Raw genomic sequence first — 20985 nt, forward strand, 5'->3', positions numbered from 1 at the left:
TGTCTCCATGTGGGTGACCACCCGTGGCAGCTGTTGGCTACCAGAGCAGCATATTGCTTTGGGCATTCCTGCGCCAGAGGCATGGAACGCGAGTTGTTTGAGCAAAGTTTAAGGAAAACACCCCGAATAGAGCTTTCTTTTTATTGCCGGGATTAACCTAGTTTTTGAAAGAATCTTGCTGTAAATTGCGAATCATGAACCAACTTGATCGCTTCGACTGGGCCATCCTGAATGAGCTGCAAATGGATGGGCGCCTCACCAATGCCGAGCTGGCCCAGCGCGTGGGCCTGTCCGCCGCGCCCTGCTGGCGACGCGTGCGCGCGCTGGAGGAGTCGGGCTATATCACCGGCTACCACGCCACACTGGACCGCCACAAGCTGGGCCTGGGCGTGCTGGCCTTTGTGCGCGTGGATGCCGCACAGAACACGGCCGACATCACGCTGCGCATGGAGGAAGCCATTCGCCTGCTGCCCGAAGTCACCTCCTGCCACTACATCAGCGGCGCGGGCACCTTCGAGCTGCAGGTAGTGGCCAGGGATCTGGAGAGCTTTTCCGGTTTTGTGCGCAATGTGCTGCTGCGCCTGCCCAACGTCAAAGACGTGCACACGATTTTTTCGCTGGGTGAGGTCAAGTCCAGCAGCGCGCTGCCGCTGCCCAGCACGCTGACGCACGCCTGAGTGCCGTTCGCACCAGGCCGGCATCCTTCAAAAGTGGAGCATGTACCGCTTTATTCATCTGCGATGTGGACTCAATCAACATTGAAATCCTTGCTCAAAAAGCGCTGCAAGCTCACTTATCAGTAGCGCTCAGGACATGAGCAGCATTGAGCTCCGAGCCAGGCAGGTTTGAGTAACTACGTATTTGTCACATCAACTTTCCTGCTACAGAATCATGCCCCATGGCCCACGATGATTCCGCAGAGCGCGCTTCCCACAATCCAATAACTTCAGAATCCGGCCAGGTCCCTGCAGGCAAGCTGCTGGAAGATCCCTCGGCCATGCATGACGGCGGTGCGCCGCCTGCCGCAGCCCCGGGCGTCTGGACGCCGCTGGCCACGCCCACCTTCCGCATGCTGTGGATGATCTGGATGACGGCCAATATCTGCATGTGGATGAACGATGTGGCGGCCGCCTGGCTGATGACATCGCTGACCACCTCGCCCGTGCTGGTGGCACTGGTGCAGTCGGCCTCCACCCTGCCGGTCATGCTGCTGGCCCTTCCCAGCGGGGCGCTGGCCGATATCCTGGACCGGCGCCGCTACTTCATCGTCACCCAGTTCTGGGTGGCTGCCGTGGCCCTGCTGCTGTGCCTGGCCGTGCTCTCGGGCCAGCTGACGCCCTATCTGCTGCTGGCCCTGGTGTTTGCCAACGGCATCGGCCTGGCCATGCGCTGGCCGGTGTTCTCGGCCCTGATCCCCGAGTTGGTGCCCAAGCACCATCTGCCTTTTGCGATGGCGCTCAACGGCGTGGCCATGAATGCCTCGCGCATCATCGGCCCGCTGGTGGCGGGTGCCCTCATCGCCAGCCTGGGCAGCGCCTGGGTGTTTGTGCTCAACGCCGTGCTGTCCATCGTCTCGGGCTTTGTGCTGCTGCGCTGGAAGCGCCAGCAGCCCGCCAACCCGCTGGGCCGCGAGCGCCTGGGCTCGGCCATGCGGGTGGGCCTGCAGTTCATCCAGGAGTCGCCGCGCATGCATGCCGTGCTGCTGCGCACCGTCTGCTACTTTCTGCAGGCCGCCGCCATCATGGCCCTGCTGCCGCTGACGGCCCAGCGCCTGGACCACGGCACGGCCAGCAGCGGCAGTGCCGGCACCTTCACGCTGCTGCTGGCCTCCATGGGCGCGGGCGCCATCCTGGGCGCCATGCTGCTGCCGCGCATACGCCAGATGCTGTCGGGCGAGCGCACGGTACTGGCCGGCGTGGCCGCGCAAAGCCTGGCCACGCTGACCGTGGCCTTCGCCCCCCATATCGCCGTGGCCGTGCCGGGCATGATGCTCTCGGGCATGGCCCTGCTGGCCACGGCCAACACGCTGGGCGTAGCCGCGCAGATGGCCCTGCCCAACTGGGTGCGGGCACGCGGCATGTCCATCTACCAGATGTCCATCATGGGCAGCACGGCCATTGGCGCCGCCATCTGGGGCAAGATCGCCAGCCTGGGCTCGGTGCAGATCAGCATGGCCGTGGCCGCCGTCAGCGGGCTGACGGCACTGCTGATCGTGCAGCGCCTGAACCCGGACCGCGACATCGAGGAAGACCTCAGCCCTTCTCGCGCCTTCACGCCGCCGACGGCAGCGCTGCCGCCCGAAGCCGGCCGCGTGGTGGTGACCATCGAATACCTGATCGACCCGGCCAGGGCCGGTGCCTTCCGCGATCTGATGCAGCTGAGCCGGCGCAGCCGCCTGCGCCAGGGCGCGCTGTCCTGGAGCCTGCTGCACAGCATGAGCCAGCCCGAGCGCTTCGTGGAGCAGATCACCGACGAATCCTGGACCGAGCATCTGCGCCGCTTCGAGCGCGTGACGACCGCCGATGTGGCGCTGCGCGACCGCAAGCTGAGCTTTCACAAGGGCAAGGAGCCGCCCGTGGTGCAGCGCTACTTCACCGACGCTCTTTAAAAGAGAGCTTACAGCGCTTTCAGTTCAATGATTTCAGATAGTTATTCATCGAAATTCATTGACTGACAAGCGCTGGCAGCTCCTGTTTTTAGCATCAACGCAGATGCGGTGCCGATCCGGCCAAGGCCTTGGGCCAGAAGGCCCAGAGCTTGAGCGGCTGCTTGATGCGGCCCGCCACATCACCGGCCTCGGCCCCCCAGCCCATGAAATAGTCGGCACGCACGGCGCCCAGAATGGCGCTGCCCGTATCCTGCGCGAACACCAGGCGGTTGAGCGATACCGTGGGGCCGGGCGTGGACAGCCAGACCGGCGTGCCATAGGGGATGCTGTTGCGGTCCACGGCAATCGAGCGGCCCGGCGTCAGCGCCACGCCCTGGGCGCCCTTGGGACCGAACTGGGCATCGAAGTCATTGAGCGCCTCCTCGCGGAAGAACACATAGCGCGGATTGCTCCAGAGCATCTCGTTGACACGCGAGGGATTGGCGGCAATCCAGGCACTGATGCCGGGCCAGGTGGCATCGCGCACCAGGTTCTGGTCGAGCAGCCAGCGGCCCACGCTCTTGTAGGGCTGATCGTTGGTGCCGGCATAGGCCACGCGGATCATACGCTGGCGGCCGTCGGCCTCGGTCAGCATCAGCCGGCCCGAGCCCTGGATATGCAGCACCAGCATGTCCACCGGATCGCGCAGCCAGGCAATGGCACGGCCGGCCAGGGCGGCCTGCGCCTCGGAGTTGGTGTCGATCTGCTGGCGCGTGAACCAGGGCTTGCGCTTGCCAAAGCCCTGCGGGACCTGATAGATGGGCACGTTGAAGCCGTTGCCCTGCACACGGCGCGCCTCGTACAAGGGCTCGTAATAGGCGGTCAGCATGCCGTCGGGGCTGCCCGTGGTCGCTTCGATGCGATAGGGCTGCAGCGTGTTCATCATCCAGCTGCGCTGCTCGTCTTCCGAGGCAATGCTCAGCCTTCGCACCTCGCCGCACAGATTGGCAAACACGGTGCTGGGACGCTCGCAGTTCTTGATCCAGGCATTCCAGGCCTCGTTCAGGGAATCCTGGGGCACGCCGGGCAACTCGCCCCAGTCCACCGCCACCCAGCGGCTTTTAGTCGGTACATTGGCGGTGAACGGCGGCTTGGCTGCGGAAGCCGACCCGCCATGCGGAGCCATCTCGGGCACCGATGCCGGGTCGTTTTGCTGCTTGGTGGTGGTGCATGCCACCAGGGTTCCTACAATCAGCGCCAGTGAAGCACGGCGCAGGAGATGGAAATTCATGGGTCTGATTTTGCTTGAAGCACTGCTGGCATTGGCCATTTTGGTCGCTATTGTGTGGTGGACCATGTTCTCAGGTCGAAAAAAGGGTGAGTTGCCGGCCCCGGTCGAGCCTGCGCCGCACAAAGAAGTGCTTGCAGACCCCGAACAAGATCGCTCTAATCGAGCTTAGCCCATGGCGCTGCAGCCACTGCAGCGCGGGCCGGATGTGACAATCTTTTGCATCAGAAACCGCGCGCTGGCACGCGTCCTACTTTTTTCGGTTTCTCTTGGCAGTACGCTCAAGGCCTTGCAGCTTTTACGCGAAGCTGGTTTGCAAGACCCTCCGGGTCGTTCATCAAACTAAGGAGTTTTCTATGCGCAAGCAATTGGCTGTGACGGCCGCTCTGGCCTCTGCATTGTTGATCACCGGCTGTGCCAATACCGGCGGCATGTCGGACACCACGCGCCGTACTGCCACCGGCGCAGGCGTGGGCGCGCTGGGCGGCGCTGCCATTGGCGCCATTGCTGGCGGCCATGCCGGCAAGGGTGCACTGATCGGTGCCGGTGTCGGCGCCCTGGGCTCCTATATCTGGTCGCAGAACCTCGAGAAGCAAAAGCGTGAAATGGAAGCCGCGACCCAGGGCACAGGCGTGGGCGTGACACAGACCGCGGACAACCAGCTCAAGCTGGACATCCCCAGCGACATTTCCTTTGACACCGGCCGCGCCGACATCAAGGGCAACTTCGCCCCCATCCTCGATCGCTTTGCCGAAGGTCTGCGCAACAACCCCAACGCAGAAGTGCGCATCATCGGTCACACCGACAGCACAGGCTCCGATGCCATCAACAACCCTCTGTCGCTGCAGCGCGCCGAGAGCACCCGCAACTATCTGACATCGCGTGGCGTCAACGGCGCCCGCATCCAGGTGCAGGGCATGGGCTCGCACCAGCCCGTGGCATCCAATGCCACCAACGAAGGCCGTGCGCGCAACCGCCGCGTGGAAATCTTCGTGGGTGAGCGCGCTCCTCAGTAAGACAGGCGCCAGCCAGCAAAAAGCCCCGCAAAGCGGGGCTTTTTTCATCTCGGGGAGGCTTGCTTCCGCTCAGGCGTTGCGCAGCAGATTGGCCAGCTCCACGGCCGACTTGACCTGCATCTTGTCGAAGACACGCGCCCGATGCACTTCCACGGTGCGCACGCTGATATCGAGCTGATCGGCAATCAGCTTGTTCGGCACGCCCTCGACGACCAGCTTCATCACGTCTTTCTCGCGATCGGTGAGCTCGTCCAAGCGACTGCGCACCTCTTCGCGCGCCTGCAAGGCGGCCAGATGCTCGGCTGACAGCGCCAGCGCCTGCTCCACCCGGTCCACCAGCGCGTTGTCGGAAAACGGCTTCTCGCAGAAATCGAAGGCGCCACGTTTGACCGTATCCACGGCCGTCGGCACATCGGCATGGCCAGTCAGAAAGATCACAGGCATGGCCTCGATCTGGCCGCGCTCCAGCATGCGGTTGAACAGCGACAGCCCGCTCATGCCCGTCATGCGCATATCGAGCAGCAGGCAGCAAGGGCGACGCGTCACGGGGCTGGTCTGCAGCACGGCCTGCTCGAATTCTTCGGCGTTGCGATAGCACTCGCTCAGCAATCTGCGCGAACGCAGCAGCCATGCCAATGCCTCTCGGACATCGGCATCGTCGTCCACCACGTAGACGGTAGCGTCGGTTACAGGTTCCATGAAGCCTAGTTCTCTCTGGGTTCCCAGTGGGCCGGAAGCGTGAAGACAAACTCCGTGCCCTGCGGGAGGTGCGGGCGGTAATCAAGGTGACCACCATGTTGCTCCACCACCGTGCGGCACAGACTCAGGCCCAGGCCCATGCCTTCGGTGCGCGTGGTGAAGAAGGGGGTGAACAGCTGCTCGGCGACTTCCGCAGAAATGCCGGCGCCGCAGTCCATGATGGAAAATTCTACCCAACGCGCGTTATTACCGTCAGAACTGCGCCTGACAGCCATGGTCAACACCCTCTCCTTGAGCTCGGGCAGGTCCATGGCCTGCATGCCGTTGCGCGCCAGATTGAGCAGCACCTGCTCGACCATGGTGACATCGCACAGCACCCCTGGCAGATCGGGCTCCAGCTCCAGCTGCACAGTTGCATTGAGCTTGTGCGCCTGCAGATAGACCAGAGGCATGACGGCATCGATCAGCTCCACGGGCTGCACCACCTCTCTGGACTTGTCGCGCCGGCGCACGAAATCGCGCACGCTCTTGATGACCTTGCCTGCGCGGTCGGCCTGAAAACCGATGCGCTCCAGAGCCATGCGCAAGTCCTTGAGATGCGGGACCTGAGGGCCGGTCGGCTCATGCTCCAGCAGATTGAGCGAGCCCGTGGCATAGCTGGAAATGGCGGCCAGCGGCTGTGTCAGCTCATGGCTGAGCATGGAGGCCATCTCGCCCACCGTCGCAAGGCGTGCCGTGGCCTGCAGGCGCTCCTGGGAGGCACGCGACATCTCCTCCATGCGGCGCTGCTCGCTGATATCGATGAAAGCGCTCATCCAGCCCGTGTGCTGGCCCTGGGCGGTGATCAGCGGCGCCTCGAAAATCAGCACCGGAAAGCGCGAGCCGTCCTTGCGCATGAACACGCTCTCGTGGCCCTGGCGCGGTGTGGGCAGCAGGCCGGCAAGGCGCTGATCGCGCCGGCTCACATATTCCTGGGCCAGCTCGGGCGGCCAGTAAGGCGCCACATTGAGGCCCAGCAGCTCCTGCGCGCTGAAGCCCACCATATTGCAGAAGGCCGGGTTCACATAGGTGATGCGGCCCTGGAGATCGCGTGCACGCATGCCCGTGACCAGGGAGTCCTCCATGGCCTTGCGAAAGGCCAGCGCATCGCCCAGATCGCGCTCCGCCCGCAGGCGGCGGCGGTTGTCGCGCACCAGCACCACCACCACGGTCACTAGCGCGATCGACATGCCGGTCACCAGCGCCGTCATCACATTCGGAAAAACACTGGGCGCGTGATGCCAGCTGTCCATGCGCAGCACCAGGGTGTTGCCCGGCAGATCCAGCAACTGCTGGGCCGTGAACATGCGCGAGCCGCGCCAGGCCGCCCCCACCATGGCCAGACGCGTGCCGTCCGGCTCGGTGAACGAAACCTCCTGGGTGCGCGGCAGGGATTTGCCCACCTGGGCCATCAGAATGCCCTGCAGGCTGTACGTGCCCAGCACATAGCCCACCACATGGCCGTTCTCCGTCAGCGGCATGCAGACCTGCATGGTCTCCGTGCCCAGGCCCTCGCCCAGCAGCTGGAAGCGGCTGGGCGAGTACGATGGCCCGTTGACGCGCCTGGCCTGGGTACAGGTCAGTGCCTCGCCTGAATGCAGCTCGGGCAAATGGCTTTCGTCCTCGACCAGCAAGGTGCGATAAGGCGTCTCGGCATGCTCGATGAGACGCATGTTTTCACCGCGCCATTCGATGCGCATCAGGTCGCGGCGCTGCTGCAGCAGCTCGGTCGCATGCTCGCGCCAGGCGGCATGCTTGCTGCTGTAGGCGCTCAGCGCCAGCAGGTCCTGCAGATTGCGGCCCAGCGCTGCACGGATATCGCCGACCGCATTGGCGGTGTCGCGCTCCAGCTTTTCCTGCACCTGCGAGGCCTCATAGCGTCCGGCCAGCCAGACCATGGTGACCAGCATGCTGACCACCAGTGCCACCAGCAAGGTCCATAGCGACCAGCGCTTCCAGGCCATGCGCCAGCGCCGCCAGGGCCAGTGGGCGGGATGGTCCTCGGGCAGTGCGTCAAGAGCGGTATTCAGCGGATCAGTCACAGCACACGATGGGTTAAGGCCGGCAATTGCTGGCGCACCTGCAGCAGGCGGTCACGATTGAGCTCTCCCGCCACCACGCCGGTGCCGCTGGCCTGCAGGCCCTGCACCTCGCCCCAGGGGTCGATCAGCAGGCTGTGGCCCCAGGTGCGGCGACCGTTTTCATGCACGCCGCCCTGGCCCGGTGCCAGCACATAGGCCAGGTTCTCTATCGCCCGCGCCCGCAGCAGCACCTCCCAGTGCGCCTGGCCCGTGGTGTAGGTGAAGGCACTTGGCACCAGCAGCAGATCGGCCCCCTGTGCGCTGAGCGCGCGGTACAGCTCGGGAAAGCGAAGGTCATAACAGACACTCAGGCCCAGGCGCCAGCTCACGCCATCTCTGGCCTGTACGTCGCAGACCACGGGCTGGCTGCCCGCCTGCACCACGGCGGCCTCGGTATAGCTCTCGCGCCCGTTGTCGAACTGAAAGAGGTGGATCTTGTCGTAGCGGGCCACGCATTCGCCCTCGGGCGAATAGACCAGACTGGTGTTGAGCACATGGCTGTCGTCAGCGGCCTGCAGCGGCAGCGTGCCGGCCACCACCCACAGCTGCAGCTGCCTGGCAGCCCCGGCCATGAAGTCCTGGATCGGCCCCTGGCCAAAATCCTCCCGATAGGCCAGCTTGTCGGTGTCCCTGGCTCCCATGGCACAGAAATACTCGGGCAGCACCACCAGCTCCGCACCCAGGGCGGCAGCCTGCTGCATCAGGCTGCGCGCCTGCGCCAGATTGGCTGCGACGTCCTGATCCGAGACCATTTGTAGAGCGGCAATCTTCATGGCTTCTCCTCCGAGCTTGGAGCGGCGGCGGGCTGCTTGCCGGCATCGTCGGCTCCGGCCTTGGGCACACTGCGCCTGGGCAGCTCGGTCACCTGCGGGTCTTCCCAGCTGCCGTGGATATGGAACTCCTTGGTCGTGGCCGCAATCAGCGGGCCACGCAGAATCATCTGTGCCAGAAAGCTGCTCAGCCCCACCACGGGATTGATGGCCGTCGCAACCAGGGAGGCGGACAGGGCGTTGATCTCCGGCACCACCACCACATGCAGGTCCTGGGTTTCCTTGTCGATATCGGCAGAGCCCTCCATCAGCACGGCCGCGTTCACGCCCTTCATCTGCATGTTATTCGTCTTGGCAATGCCGCGCTCTATGGTGACATCGCCTCGCATGAAGTCGAACGAGAAGCCGTTGCGGAACACGTCGCGGAAATCCAGCGTCAGCCGCCTGGGCAAGGACTGCAGGCTGAGCACGCCCAGCAGCTTGGCCAGTCCCGGATCGGCCTTGAGGAACTGGCCTTTTTGCACCTCCAGATGCACGGCGCCGGACATGGTCTTGAACTCCGGCGTCACGGGCGCTCCTGTCCAGCTGATTTCACCCTGCAGCTGGCCCTGTCCATTGGCAACCACGCCAGGCATGTCAAAGCGATTGAGCAGCTTGCCCACATCGCGCAGATTGAGCTGGAACTGCAGCTGGGTCTGCCCCGGGTGCTTTTTGTCACTGGAGCGCAGCCCCCAGGAGCCCTGGGCCGTCAACGTCGCCTCGGGCGTGCTGATATTGAAGCGCGACAGCTGCCATTCGCGCTGCCCCGCGCCGACGGACAGCCCGTGATTGCGCGCCACCACATCCAGCTTGCCCAGCGAACGCCTGCCCAGCTGGAAGTCGTCCACACTGACCTGCAAGGCCGGTAACTCGCGCACATTGCCGGTCTGTTCCGCAGCGGCATCCAGCCCTTCGTCCGGGCCGTCGGGAATGCTCAGACGCGAGAGCTTGGCGATGACAAGGCCGCCCGGCTCCTGCGCAGAGGGCTCTCGGTACTCCACACGCCCCGCCAGCTCGCGTGACTGGATCTGGTTGATCCAGACCTTGCTGGCATGGCTGAGCTGCAGGGATACATCGTGCAACGAACGGCCATGGAGCTTCACCTCGCGCGCCTGGAGCGCCAGCTGCTGCGGCACAAACTGGCGCCAGCTCTCTTCCTCGGTACCGGGGCCATCGGCAGCGCCCCCTGCACCATCGGGCCACAAACGACTCCAGGCATCCAGATCAAGCACCGGCAGTTGCACCCTGGCCTGCAGGCCGGCAGGCGGCAACACGGCTTCCGCCGTGCCCGACTCCACCAGCTCCAGGCTGCCACGCGTGATGCGGGCCTGAGCCCCGCTGATATCGCGCTCCAGCAAAGCTGCGGCGTGATTGCCCCATTGCACGCCGAACTGATCGGTCAGCGGCTTGGCCACGGCTGGCACCGTGCGGTTGACACGCAAGGCCAGGGAGCTGTCGGCCGCCTTGCCCAATGGAGCTGGCAACATGACCGCCATGCCCTGCAGGTCGGACTGCAGACTGATTTCCGGCACGCTGTGCAGCACCTTGATCTGCAAGCCATAACGGGCCTGGCCCTGCAGATGCTTGCCCAGAGCCACCAGTTCGCTCATCTCCTTGGCATCACGCAGGCCCTGGGCCGTGGCAATGCCGTCCACACGCACTTGCACCGGAGCCGTGGCGGCATCGGCGGCAGGCTTCATGCCGCCCTCGATGCGCACATCACCGCCCAGCGCTCTGGCCTGCACGCCCGAGAGCTGAAAGCCGGTCTCCGAAAACTGCACATTGCCGCGCAGTTGGCTGAGTGTGGGCACCTCGGGCATCAGCTGCAGCGTATTGCCCGCCAGCGCCACTTCACCCTGTACCTTGCTGCGCTCCATATGCATGGTGGGCAGATGCAGCCTGAGGCTGAGCTTGGCATTGCCCGTGGCCTTGCTGCCATCCAGAGCATGGGCAGTCAGCGCAGACAGGGCAGAGCCTTGAACCAGGTTCAGCATATCGCCCAGGGCTCCATGAGCCTTGGCGTTGACCTCCACCTCGGTCAGGTTCCAGTCGGCCACTCCGGCCTGCGCTTCATCAACCACGATGGCGGTATGCCCCAGAAAGCCCTTGGCCTTGCGCACCTGCATGGAGTTGCGGTCAAACACCAGCTCGCCCGACAGCCTGGTCAGCGGCGGCCAGGGCTTTTCGCCAGGGCCCAGCAGATAGCCGGGCACAAACTGGTAGTTCACATCATGCACCTGGGCACTGATGTGGAATTCGCCCTTGCCCGGTTTTTCAAACGGCACATGCTCGAGCTCGCCCTTGACGCGGAAGTTCACCGCGCTGGCCTGACCCGTGGTGATGGCCTCGCGCACATAGCGCAGCGCATCGCTGCCCAGATCCTGGGGCAGATAGCGATAAATCCGTTCACCCTTGGCGCGGCTGAGCTGCCCTTGCAGATCCAGCAGTCCCGGAAAGCGCGGCTGCTCCTTGGTCCCAGCACCGGACTGCCAGCTGGCCTGGGCCTGGCCGGCCGTGTCCTCATTGGCGAAACGCAGCCGGGGCACCTGCACCTTGATGGACTGGCCCTTGTCCAGCAGCTGCCAGCGCACCAGGCTGTCGAACTGGTCGAACGGAATATCGGGGTCTTCAAACACTCCGGGGAAGCTCAGCATGGCCTGGCTGGCGGCCGCCGTCTTGGTCAGCGTTGCCTCGCCGCTGTCCTGGTCCAGGCTGAACTTGCCACTCAGCCCCCGCACGCCGGGGATACCAATGCTGTGCGGGCCCTCCTGCGAAGCCTGGGAACGCAAGCCCAGTTGCTCGAAGCGCCCCGAAGCCTTGTACTGGGCCAGCTGCTGCAGAGGTCCGCGCCATGACAGCTTGAGATCACTCAGCTGTCCTGCCGGCGCAAGCGCCTTGAGCTGGGTCTGCACGGCCTGCGGCAGGGGCAGACGCTGCAGCATCTGCGCCGCAATGGCCAGATCGATGCCATCGGCCTGAACCTCGCCATGCTCGCCCTGGCTGCCCTGCTCGGAAGCGCCGGTCGGCACATAGCGCAGGCTGAAGTCGCCTCTGGGCCAGTTCAGGCCGTCATCGGCCGTGAACTGCAAACCCTGGACGGAAAACTGGTAACCATTCTGGTTCTTGGCCCGCAGGCGCCCCCGCAAGGCCTGCAGGGCCAGGGGCTCAGGTCTGTCTCGCCATTGGAGTTGCAACGCCTGTACCGCGACATCGGCCACCCCGCCCACGGGCTGGCCGTGCTCCACATCCAGCCAGGCCCTGACCGAGCCCTTGCCCTGCTGCAGCTTCCAGTCCTGCGGCCCCAGATACTGACCCAGATGGGACAGATCGATATGCGTGAAGTCCAGATAAGCCTGTCCGCTCCAGCGCTCCAGACGCCCTTCATGCACCGACAGCAAAGGCTCCTTGAAGTTGCCCATGACCGTAAAGCGCTGGCCCCAGCCCTCTGGCGGCGTGGCATCCAGCCGCAGGGAGTGGTGCCAGCGCTTGTTGCGCAGCACCAGATCCACATCCTGCAGTTGCAAGGGCGCGGCATTGCGCAGCTCGTCCACCCACTGCAGCTTGCCGCTGCGGATGGCGATTTCGGGCTGGGAGAAGATCCAGTCGGAGTCGGTACCCTGCCCCGGATCGGATGACACGGCAATACCGGCCACAAAGATCTGGCCATCGGCATCGCGGCGGACCGTCAGATCCGGCCCTTCCAGATATATCTGCTCGATGCCCAGGGTCATCAGCGAATGGGCAGAGACCGCCACCACCACCTTGGGCAGCAGCAAGGCCTCACTCTTGTTCGCAGGGTCATGCAGGACTACGTCGCCCAGCTCGAAAGTCGGCACCAGACCCGAGCGGTAAGCATTCAGCCTGCCAATGGAAACCGGTACACCCAGGCTGCGTGAGGCCAGGGATTCCAGCTCGGGGCGCCACTGTTCGATTCGCGGCACAATCCAGAAATGGAGCACCCCCCACACGGTGGCCAGCAGCAGCCACAGGCTCAGGACCAGTCCCAGAGACCACCGTGCCAAGCTGGCCAGCCTATGAATTTGGCGAGTTGGGAGTGGTTTCGGTTCGATCATCGGTGGCCTAGCAATGGCAGGAATTATGACCGGCGCCCCCGTGCGCGTTTCGGTAACCACACGTTGCCGGGCTGATTACCTGCCTGCCTGACACCATTTTTCACGGTCCGCATGCAGTCCCCAGAGCAAGCAATGGCAGAAAACGCCCTCAATGTTCCTTCCCCGGCCCAGTACTCGCGCTTTGTGCAGCGCCTTCACCGCCGTTACGAGAACTGGTTTGACGCCTTGCCGCCGGGAGCCCCCGACCGGGCCCTGATGGAGCAGGCCCTGGGCACGTTGCAGTCGCGCGGCCTGGATCTCTCCGCGGCGCTGCGCGTGCTGCGCCAGCTGGTGATGGAGCGCATCATCGTGTTGGACTGCGAACAGCAGGCACCTCTCGCCGTGGTGACCAAGGCCGTCACCGAGCTGGCCGAGCTGGCCCTGGATCGCGCCTGCACCCAGGTGCGCGCCGAACTCGACACCCGGCATGGTGCACCTCAAGGACCCGCCGGCCAGGAAGTCCAGTTCTGGGTCATAGGCATGGGCAAGCTAGGTGCCCGCGAGCTCAATGTCTCCAGCGACATCGACCTGATCTACGTCTACGAACATGACGGCGACACCCGGGGCAAGGCCGACGGCCGCGGCGTGATCTCCAACCACGAGTACTTCGGCCGTGCCGTCAAGGGCATCTTCAGCCTGATCGGCGACACCACCGAGCACGGCTTTGTCTTTCGCGTCGACCTGGCCCTGCGGCCCAACGGCAATTCAGGCGCCCCCGCCGTTTCGCTGTCCTCTCTGGAAGAGTATTTACAGATCCACGGCCGGGAGTGGGAGCGCTTTGCCTGGCTCAAGAGCCGCATCGTGGCGCCGCTGGCCGATATCCAGACCCCCAACGTCCAGGCCCTGCGCGGCGTGGTGCTGCCCTTTGTGTTCCGCCGCTATCTGGACTATGCGGTGTTCGACTCGCTGCGCAGCCTGCATCGCCAGATCCGCGACCACGCCTCCAAGCGCAGCGCAGGCCATCCCGAGCGCGCCAACGACGTCAAGCTCTCGCGCGGCGGCATCCGCGAGATCGAATTCATCGTGCAGCTGCTGCAGGTGGTGCGCGGCGGCCAGTTCCCCGAACTGCGCCGCCGCCCCACGCTGGAAGCGCTGCAGCGCCTGGTGCAGGCCAATCTGATGAGCGCCGAAATTGCCGATGCGCTGAGCCGCGCCTACATCTTCTTGCGCCAGGTAGAGCACCGCATCCAGTATCTGGACGATCAGCAGACCCATGTGCTGCCCACACGCGACGATGATCTGCTGTGGATTGCCCGCACCCTGGGCTATGCCGATGCCTGCGGCTTTCTGCACCAGCTGGACGAGCACCGCGAACTGGTGGCACAGGAGTTCGACACCTTGCTCGGCGGCGACTCCCAGCAATGCAGCAACGGCCACTGCAATGCCGCCAAGGCCGCGGCAGGCGGACCGCCCACGCCCAGAGACATCGAAGACCTGATCGAGGCCCTGCCTCCCTCGCTGGCCGGGCAGGTCGCCGACTGGCGCAGCAATACCCGCATCAACGGCCTGCGCGACGAGGCGCGGGCCCGTTTGTTCAGGCTGGTGGAGCGCACCTCGCAATGGGTGGAAAGCGGCCAGTCCAGCGAAGAAGCTGCCAAACGCTTTCTGCAGTGGCTGGAACCCTTGCTGCGCCGCGAAAGCTACCTCGCCTTGCTGCTGGAACGCCCTGCAGTTCACGAGAGGTTGCTACATCTTTTGGGAGCTGCACGCTGGCCTGCACGGTACCTGCAGCAACACCCCGGGGTGATCGATGAGCTGGCCAGCGATGCCATCCTCAAGGAGCGCTTTGTCGCAGCAGACTTCGAGCACGAGCTGGCCATGCGCCTGGCCGCCCTGCAGTCCACGGGCGAGGACGACGATGAAACCCTGCTCAATCTGCTGCGCCGCGCCCACCATGCCGAAGTCTTCCGCACCCTGGCGCGCGATATCGAAGGCCGCATTACCGTAGAGCAAGTGGCCGACGACCTCAGCGCCCTGGCCGACAGCGTGCTGCGCATCACGGCCCAATGGTGCTGGAGCCGGCTCAAGAACCGCCATCGCGATACGCCACGTTTCGGCATCGTGGGCTACGGCAAGCTGGGCGGCAAGGAGCTCGGCTACGGCAGCGATCTGGACATCGTCTTCGTCTTCGATGACGACGATGACCGCGCACCCGAGGTCTACGCGGCCTATGTGCGCAAGCTCATCAACTGGCTGACCGTCAAGACCGGTGAAGGCGATCTGTTCGAGATCGACACCGCGCTGCGCCCCAACGGCAACTCGGGCCTGCTGGTGACCAGCTTCGAGTCCTATGCCAATTACCAGCAGCAGCGCGGCAGCAACACCGCCTGGACCTGGGAACACCAGGCCATGACGCGTGCCCGCTTTGTGCTTGGCAGCCGCGACTTTCCCTCGCCTGCAGGCGAGCCTGCGACCGATCTGCACCTGCATCAGCGCTTTGATGCGGTGCGCGAAGCCGTCATCACCGCGCCGCGCGATGCCGCTGCTCTGCGCAACGAGATTGAAACCATGCGTGAGCGGGTGCGCGGCGCCCACCCGGTACGCGGCGGCCTGTTTGACGTCAAACACAGCCCCGGCGGCATGGTGGATGTGGAATTTGCCGTGCAGTACCTGGTGCTTGCCGAATCCGGCGCGCACCGCGAGCTGATCGCCAATGTGGGCAATATCGCCTTGCTGCAGCGCGCCGAAGACGCGGGCCTGCTGCCCAAGACAGTGGGCTATGAAGCAGCCAAGGCCTACCGCGAGCTGCGCCGCCTGCAACACGTGGCAAGACTGGATGAGCGTTCCGGACAGCTGGAGCCGGAGCAGGCCCAGGCCCAGCGCGAAGCGGTACTCAAGCTCTGGGCTGCGGTGTTCGGGCCTGTCGCCTCAGCACAAAGCAGCTAACTGTCTCAAGGGACCGGAGATTGGTGAGTACCTGCTTTTCGAAGCACTGGCAGCATCCATCAAGATTTGCCTACAGGCATTGCCAAACTGTTACAAAAATGAAACCCACGGGGGCTGGAACTTCTGCAACAGTGTCTTATCTGATAGTCAAGTGCAATGAACTGACAGGTCTGCATTCACCAATTTCCAGTTGCGAAGCCCTTGGGTACGCCCATTGAACAATCCCCGGAGCGCTTCTCCTCCCTCCCTCTCTTAATTCGTTTCGGGATGCTTCGCAGCTTTTTTATGCCCCAAAAAAGGCCACTTTCGAGTGGCCTTTTCTTTGACGACATGCTGCCACTCAGTGGGGCACGGTGTTCACAAAGCTGGGGCGTGCCGCCAGCTTGATCAGCAAGGCGGCCAGATTCGGATGCTCGGCGCGCCAGTCCATCTCGGGAAAGCGGAAATCCAGCCAGGCCAGGGCACAGCCGACGCTGATATCGGCCAGCGTCAGATGCGTGCCTCCGCAGCAAAACGGCTTCTCGCCCAGGCCCTGAGACATGACCTTGAGCGCGGCCTGGACCTTGCCCATCTGGCGGTCCATCCAGGCCTGGCTGCGCTGCTCTGCGCTGCGGCCGGGCCAGGTGGCCTCCAGCCGCACCAGAACGGCAGCGTCCAGCATGCCGTCAGCCAGGGCCTCCCAGGTCTTGACCTCGGCGCGCTCGCGGCCCGTGCCCGGAATCAGCTTGCCAACCGGCGAAAGTGTGTCCAGATATTCGACGATGACGCGCGAATCGAACATGGCCTCCGTGCCGTCCATCACCAGACGCGGCACCTTGCCCAGAGGATTGCCCGTACCCGGCGCAAGCGCTTCCTCCCAGGGGTTTTCTTCGACGAATTGATAGTCCAGCTTCTTTTCGGCCAGCACGACGCGGACTTTGCGCACAAAGGGGCTGGTGGTGGAGCCTATTAGTTTCATAGCAGCGGTTCCATGACACGAGTCACCGGCGACGGGCCGGTGCGATGATTCTATGCGCTGGCATGGCGGCACGGCTGCCGCCGCAAAGGGCCGGCATGCATGCCGGCCGCGGCCGCCGAGCAACCCAGCGCGGCGTGCGACTGATGCAGCGCACCTACAATTGCGCCACCATGAACCTGTCCTCCCTCACCGCCATCTCTCCCTTGGACGGCCGCTACGCCGCCAAGCTGTCCGCACTGCGCCCCATCATGAGCGAATACGGCTATATGCACCGCCGTGTTCAGGTCGAGGTGACCTGGTTCATCGCCCTGTCCGATGCCGGCTTTGCCGAATTCCCCGCGCTGTCGGCCGAATCGCGCGACTATCTGCACGCGCTGGTCGCCAACTTCTCCGAAGCCGATGCAGACGCCATCAAGGCCATCGAAAAGACCACCAACCACGACGTGAAGGCCGTGGAGTACTGGATCAAGTCCAAGTTCGATGGCCGCGCCGAGCTGCAAAAGGCCGCCGAGTTCGTGCACTTTGCCTGCACCAGCGAAGACATCAACAACACCAGCCACGCGCTGCAGATCCGTGTCGGCCGCGACACCGTGCTGCTGCCTGCCATCGACGGCATCATCGCCAAGCTGCGCGAGATGGCCCACCTCTACGCCGAAGTGCCCATGCTCAGCCGCACGCACGGCCAGACCGCCTCTCCCACCACCGTGGGCAAGGAACTGGCCAATGTGGTCGTGCGCCTGCAAAAGGCCGCTGCCAACATCGCCGGTGTGAAGATCCTGGGCAAGATGAACGGCGCCGTGGGCAACTACAACGCCCACCTGTCGGCCTGGCCCGAGTTCGACTGGGAAGCGTTCAGCCAGAACGTGGTGGAATCGGCCGAGCCCAAGGGCCTGGGCATCAGTTTCCAGCCCTACTCCATCCAGATCGAGCCCCATGACTACATGGCCGAGCTGTTTGACGCGATGGCGCGCACCAACACCATCCTGATCGACCTGTCGCGCGACATCTGGGGCTATGTGTCCCTGGGCTTCTTCAAGCAGCGCCTGAAGGCCGGCGAGATCGGCTCGTCCACCATGCCCCACAAGGTCAATCCCATCGACTTCGAGAACTGCGAAGGCAATCTGGGCATGGCCAACGCCATGCTCAAGCATCTGGCCGAGAAGCTGCCCATCAGCCGCTGGCAGCGTGACCTGACCGACTCCACCGTGCTGCGCAACATCGGCGTCGCCTTCGGCTACACCACGCTGGCCTACGCTTCGCTGATGACCGGCCTGAACAAGCTCGAACTCAACGAAGAGCGCCTGCAGGAAGACCTGAACCACGCCTGGGAAGTGCTGGCCGAGCCCATCCAGACCGTGATGCGCCGCTATGGCGTGCAGGGCGCCTACGAAAAGCTCAAGGAAGTCACGCGCGGCAAGACCGTGCTGGCCGAAGACCTGCACCGCCTGATCAACGGTCTGGAAATCCCCCAGGCCGACAAGGACCGTCTGCTGGCCATGACGCCAGCCTCCTACATCGGCAAGGCTGCCGAGCTGGCCAAGCGCGTTTGAACCGCAAGTTTGATCCGCAAAAAGGATAGCTGCTAGCGCTTGACACTCAAGCTTTTCAGCATCAAAGAGCTGCCAAAGCCAATGTTTATTGGCGCTGGCAGCTCTTGTTTTTGATAGTTTTCAAAAGGACTGCCTGCGGGCAGCACCGCCATGGCCATCAAGTCCACCATCTTCAAAGCCAATCTGTCGATTGCCGACATCGACCACAACTACTACGCCGACCACAATCTGACGCTGGCGCGCCATCCCAGCGAAACAGATGACCGCATGATGGTGCGCCTGGTGGCCCTGGCGCTGAACGCCTGGAAGCTGCAGGACCTGTGCAATGGTGACGGCACGCTGGGCTTTGGCATCGGCTTGTCCGACCCCGATGATCCGGACGTGCACATCACCGACTACACCGGCCAGAAGCGCCTGTGGATCGAAGTCGGCCAACCCGACGAAAAGCCCATCACCAAGGCCTGCAACAAGTCCGACCATATGCTGGTCTATCCCTTCAACCACGCCGCCCATGTCTGGTGGAAGGGTCTGGAAGGCAAGCTGGCCCGCCAGAGCAAGCTGGAAGTGCATTACATCGACTCGGAAGTGGCCCAGCAACTGGGTGCGCTGGCCGAGCGCAGCATGCAGCTGCAGGCCACGATTCAGGAAGGCCAGCTCACACTGTCCAGCAATCTGGGCACGGTGTTTGTCGAGCCCACGCGCTGGAAATAAGCCTCAGAAACTCTGGCCGCGCCGCTCCGCCGCGCGCTCCGCATAGCGGTTGAAGCGCCAGGAATCGCCCTCGACCGTGATGCGACGCCATACGGCCCGCTTCTCGGCGGGCTCCATGGCCGTCCAATACTGCACCTCGTCGAAACTGCGGCCGCAGCCCTTGCATTTCTCGTCGCCCTGACTGGTGGAGCAGATGGCAATGCAAGGCGTATCGGGCATGGTGTCAAACCAGGCCAGCCAGGCAGCCATGGCATGTGATGGAAAGCCCTCCACCGCCACCTCGGACTCGCATGCATGAATCATCAGCGCATACACCTCGGCCAGCGCCTTCACCTCGGGTGCCAGCAGCACGCCGTCGGGCGATGGAGCTCGGCCTCGCCAGTAATTGATGGCAGCTTCGATGTCGGTGATGTGAATGGCAGTCATGGAGCAGGCATCATAAGCCGCTGCCATGAGGCCTGCGTCAGCAAGGTTGCTTCTTTTTTGGTAGCTGCCTGTGCTGTGTGCAAAGGCGCTGCAAGACGGCTGCTCAATATAAAACCTGTGAACTAGATGGGGTTTGAAACTTGAAATCCCATGCCTGCTGTGTTGAAATGCGCAGCTTCGAAGGGGAGTAGCTTATCGGGCGCATGTTTTGCGTCATGAGCGGATGGTCGTCAATACGAAGCGCAAGCTTCCGGCCATACGGTTTGCAGCCAGGCTGCAATCGAGCAAGACCTTTGATAGGCCGATGACGGTCAATCAAAGTGTCTGCCCCTGCACGATTCCTCGCGCGGGTTTGCGCTTCGACTTACGTCACCTTGGTCTTCACCCGCTGGCGTCAAGTGCCAAACCTATGCAGACTGCACCAGCGGCATTCCACAACGAGGAAAAATCACATGGATCTGGACTTTCTGACCCACACGCCCTTCTGGATTGCGCTGGGCCAAATCATCATCATCGACATCCTGCTCGGCGGCGACAACGCGGTCGTGATCGCACTGGCCTGCCGCAAGCTGCCACCCGAGCAGCGTCGCAAGGGCATCATCTACGGTACTGCCGGTGCCATCGTCCTGCGCATCATCCTGATCGCCTTTGCCATGGTGCTGCTGCAGCTGCCGTTCCTGAAGGTCGTGGGTGCCATACTGCTGATCTGGATCGGTATCAAGCTGATTGCTCCCGATGACGAAGGTCACGACAACATCGAAGGCAGCGACAAGCTGTTTGCCGCCATCAAGACCATCATCGTCGCCGACCTGGTGATGTCCGTGGACAACGTGATCGCCATCGCCGGCGCAGCCCAGAGCTCGGGCGACCACCAGATGCTGCTGATCGTGCTGGGTCTGCTGATTTCCGTGCCCATCATCGTCTGGGGCTCGCAGCTGGTCATCAAGCTGATGGAGCGCTTCCCCATGATCATCGTGGCCGGCGGCATGCTGCTGGGCTGGATCGCGGGCGGCATGTTCGTGACCGACCCCGTGTTCGTGAACACCGACAAGTGGCTGTGGATGCCCAAGCTGGGCACGACCGATGCACAAGGTCTGGCCGAGATCTCCAAGACCCTGTACTGGGCAGCCCATATCGGCGGCGCGTTGCTGGTTCTGGCCCTGGGCAAGTTCATTGCCAGCCGCCGCCCCGCGGTTGCAGCCCACTAAGTCTGGAAAACCCAGCAATTCGTGAAGGAATGCGGGAACTGACCGCAGCCTTCACGACTCACAATAGAAACAAGTCGGCACATTCCTACAGATGTGCCGCATTCTTCAACCTTCGTTCCAGTTAGGACGCACTTTGAACCCCATCATTGTTTACGTGGATGACGCCACATACGCCCAGCCTATGCTCGAGGCACTGGCGGGATCGAGCCAGGCGGCTTCCTCCCACTGGTTGCTGGTGGCCTGTGCTCCGCGCATGACCCACCGTGTGAGCAAATGGGTCAGCCATCGCGCTCGCGAGAACTGGCGCGGCAAATGGGCAGACAAGCTGTTTGCGGCGCTGATGCCCGTAATGGCGACGACAGGAGGCAAGGTCACCGCCGTGCTGGCCAAGGGCCCGCTGACCGAGCTGGTCGCCGAGTTGCAGCAGGAACATGGCGCAGCGCAGATCATCGACGCCCGCCGCCCCAAGCAGGAGGTCGTGCAAGCCGCTCCCGTCAAGGCCAATGCCAAGACAGGCGCCACCGGCGGCCGCTGGAATCTGCCCGGCACCATGGCGGCAATTGCCGCCATGATGGGCTTTGTGATCGACGACTCGCTCTCGATTTAAGAGCTTCA

Annotated in this window: 16 protein-coding genes; 9 read left to right on the forward strand and 7 right to left on the reverse strand. The window is 63.6% G+C overall.

The window, feature by feature from the left end:
- The first annotated feature begins 194 nt into the window (after positions 1 to 194).
- A complete protein-coding gene (locus MPZ60_RS24725; RefSeq protein WP_003060152.1) occupies positions 195 to 677 on the forward strand; it encodes an Lrp/AsnC family transcriptional regulator in 483 nt (160 codons plus the stop codon).
- 221 nt (positions 678 to 898) lie between these two features.
- On the forward strand, positions 899 to 2608 hold the full coding sequence (locus tag MPZ60_RS24730; RefSeq protein WP_034351017.1) for an MFS transporter: 1710 nt from the start codon (positions 899 to 901) through the stop codon (positions 2606 to 2608).
- 94 nt (positions 2609 to 2702) lie between these two features.
- Here the strand turns inward: MPZ60_RS24730 and MPZ60_RS24735 are convergent, their stop codons facing one another.
- Positions 2703 to 3878, reverse strand: coding sequence for a murein transglycosylase A (locus tag MPZ60_RS24735; protein WP_034351018.1), 1176 nt, complete (start codon positions 3876 to 3878; stop codon positions 2703 to 2705).
- Between MPZ60_RS24735 and MPZ60_RS24740 the strand changes: the two genes are divergently transcribed.
- Together MPZ60_RS24740 and MPZ60_RS24745 are read left to right on the forward strand one after the other, a co-directional pair.
- Positions 3877 to 4047 (forward strand): hypothetical protein, encoded by a 171-nt coding sequence (locus MPZ60_RS24740; RefSeq protein WP_003072234.1) that lies wholly within the window; start codon positions 3877 to 3879, stop codon positions 4045 to 4047. The genes MPZ60_RS24735 and MPZ60_RS24740 overlap by 2 nt on opposite strands.
- Before the next feature lie 184 nt (positions 4048 to 4231).
- On the forward strand, positions 4232 to 4891 hold the full coding sequence (locus MPZ60_RS24745; protein WP_034351021.1) for an OmpA family protein: 660 nt from the start codon (positions 4232 to 4234) through the stop codon (positions 4889 to 4891).
- A gap of 69 nt (positions 4892 to 4960) precedes the next feature.
- Here the strand turns inward: MPZ60_RS24745 and MPZ60_RS24750 are convergent, their stop codons facing one another.
- The 4 genes from MPZ60_RS24750 to MPZ60_RS24765 are packed head-to-tail and all read right to left on the reverse strand — an operon-like array spanning position 4961 to position 12541.
- Positions 4961 to 5590, reverse strand: a complete 630-nt coding sequence (locus tag MPZ60_RS24750; protein ID WP_003066795.1) for a response regulator transcription factor — start codon at positions 5588 to 5590, stop codon at positions 4961 to 4963.
- Between the two features lie 5 nt (positions 5591 to 5595).
- Positions 5596 to 7671, reverse strand: coding sequence for a nitrogen regulation protein NR(II) (locus MPZ60_RS24755; protein WP_034351024.1), 2076 nt, complete (start codon positions 7669 to 7671; stop codon positions 5596 to 5598).
- The gene (locus MPZ60_RS24760; RefSeq protein ID WP_034351026.1) at positions 7668 to 8483 is read right to left on the reverse strand and encodes a carbon-nitrogen hydrolase family protein; all 816 of its coding nucleotides are present in this window, start codon (positions 8481 to 8483) and stop codon (positions 7668 to 7670) included. The genes MPZ60_RS24755 and MPZ60_RS24760 overlap by 4 nt, the downstream gene beginning before the upstream one ends.
- Positions 8480 to 12541, reverse strand: coding sequence for a YhdP family protein (locus MPZ60_RS24765; RefSeq protein ID WP_080746051.1), 4062 nt, complete (start codon positions 12539 to 12541; stop codon positions 8480 to 8482). The genes MPZ60_RS24760 and MPZ60_RS24765 overlap by 4 nt, the downstream gene beginning before the upstream one ends.
- Positions 12542 to 12724: 183 nt before the next feature.
- Between MPZ60_RS24765 and glnE the strand changes: the two genes are divergently transcribed.
- On the forward strand, positions 12725 to 15517 hold the full coding sequence (gene glnE, locus MPZ60_RS24770) for a bifunctional [glutamate--ammonia ligase]-adenylyl-L-tyrosine phosphorylase/[glutamate--ammonia-ligase] adenylyltransferase (RefSeq protein ID WP_034351030.1): 2793 nt from the start codon (positions 12725 to 12727) through the stop codon (positions 15515 to 15517).
- A gap of 340 nt (positions 15518 to 15857) precedes the next feature.
- Here the strand turns inward: glnE and MPZ60_RS24775 are convergent, their stop codons facing one another.
- A complete protein-coding gene (locus MPZ60_RS24775) occupies positions 15858 to 16475 on the reverse strand; it encodes a glutathione S-transferase C-terminal domain-containing protein (RefSeq protein WP_012840344.1) in 618 nt (205 codons plus the stop codon).
- Positions 16476 to 16645: 170 nt separating this feature from the next.
- Here MPZ60_RS24775 and purB point away from each other — a divergent pair, with 170 nt between their 5' ends.
- Together purB and MPZ60_RS24785 are read left to right on the forward strand one after the other, a co-directional pair.
- Positions 16646 to 18025: an adenylosuccinate lyase gene (gene purB, locus MPZ60_RS24780; protein WP_003066783.1), complete on the forward strand. Its 1380-nt coding sequence runs from the start codon at positions 16646 to 16648 to the stop codon at positions 18023 to 18025.
- Between the two features lie 150 nt (positions 18026 to 18175).
- Positions 18176 to 18736, forward strand: a complete 561-nt coding sequence (locus tag MPZ60_RS24785) for a YaeQ family protein (protein WP_003072218.1) — start codon at positions 18176 to 18178, stop codon at positions 18734 to 18736.
- A gap of 3 nt (positions 18737 to 18739) precedes the next feature.
- On the opposite strand, the gene MPZ60_RS24790 is transcribed toward MPZ60_RS24785, so the two are convergent.
- Entirely contained in the window at positions 18740 to 19189 is a 450-nt protein-coding gene (locus MPZ60_RS24790; RefSeq protein ID WP_034351032.1) for a DUF3717 domain-containing protein, read from the reverse strand.
- A 425-nt stretch (positions 19190 to 19614) separates the two neighbouring features.
- On the opposite strand from MPZ60_RS24790, the gene MPZ60_RS24795 reads away from it, so the two are divergent.
- Both MPZ60_RS24795 and MPZ60_RS24800 read left to right on the forward strand, forming a co-directional pair.
- Positions 19615 to 20370 (forward strand): TerC family protein, encoded by a 756-nt coding sequence (locus MPZ60_RS24795; protein ID WP_034351034.1) that lies wholly within the window; start codon positions 19615 to 19617, stop codon positions 20368 to 20370.
- A 133-nt stretch (positions 20371 to 20503) separates the two neighbouring features.
- Entirely contained in the window at positions 20504 to 20977 is a 474-nt protein-coding gene (locus MPZ60_RS24800; RefSeq protein ID WP_034351037.1) for a hypothetical protein, read from the forward strand.
- Positions 20978 to 20985: the final 8 nt, after the last annotated feature.

Source organism: Comamonas sp. 7D-2, assembly GCF_022749555.1.
GTDB classification, from domain to species: Bacteria; Pseudomonadota; Gammaproteobacteria; order Burkholderiales; family Burkholderiaceae_C; genus Comamonas; species Comamonas thiooxydans.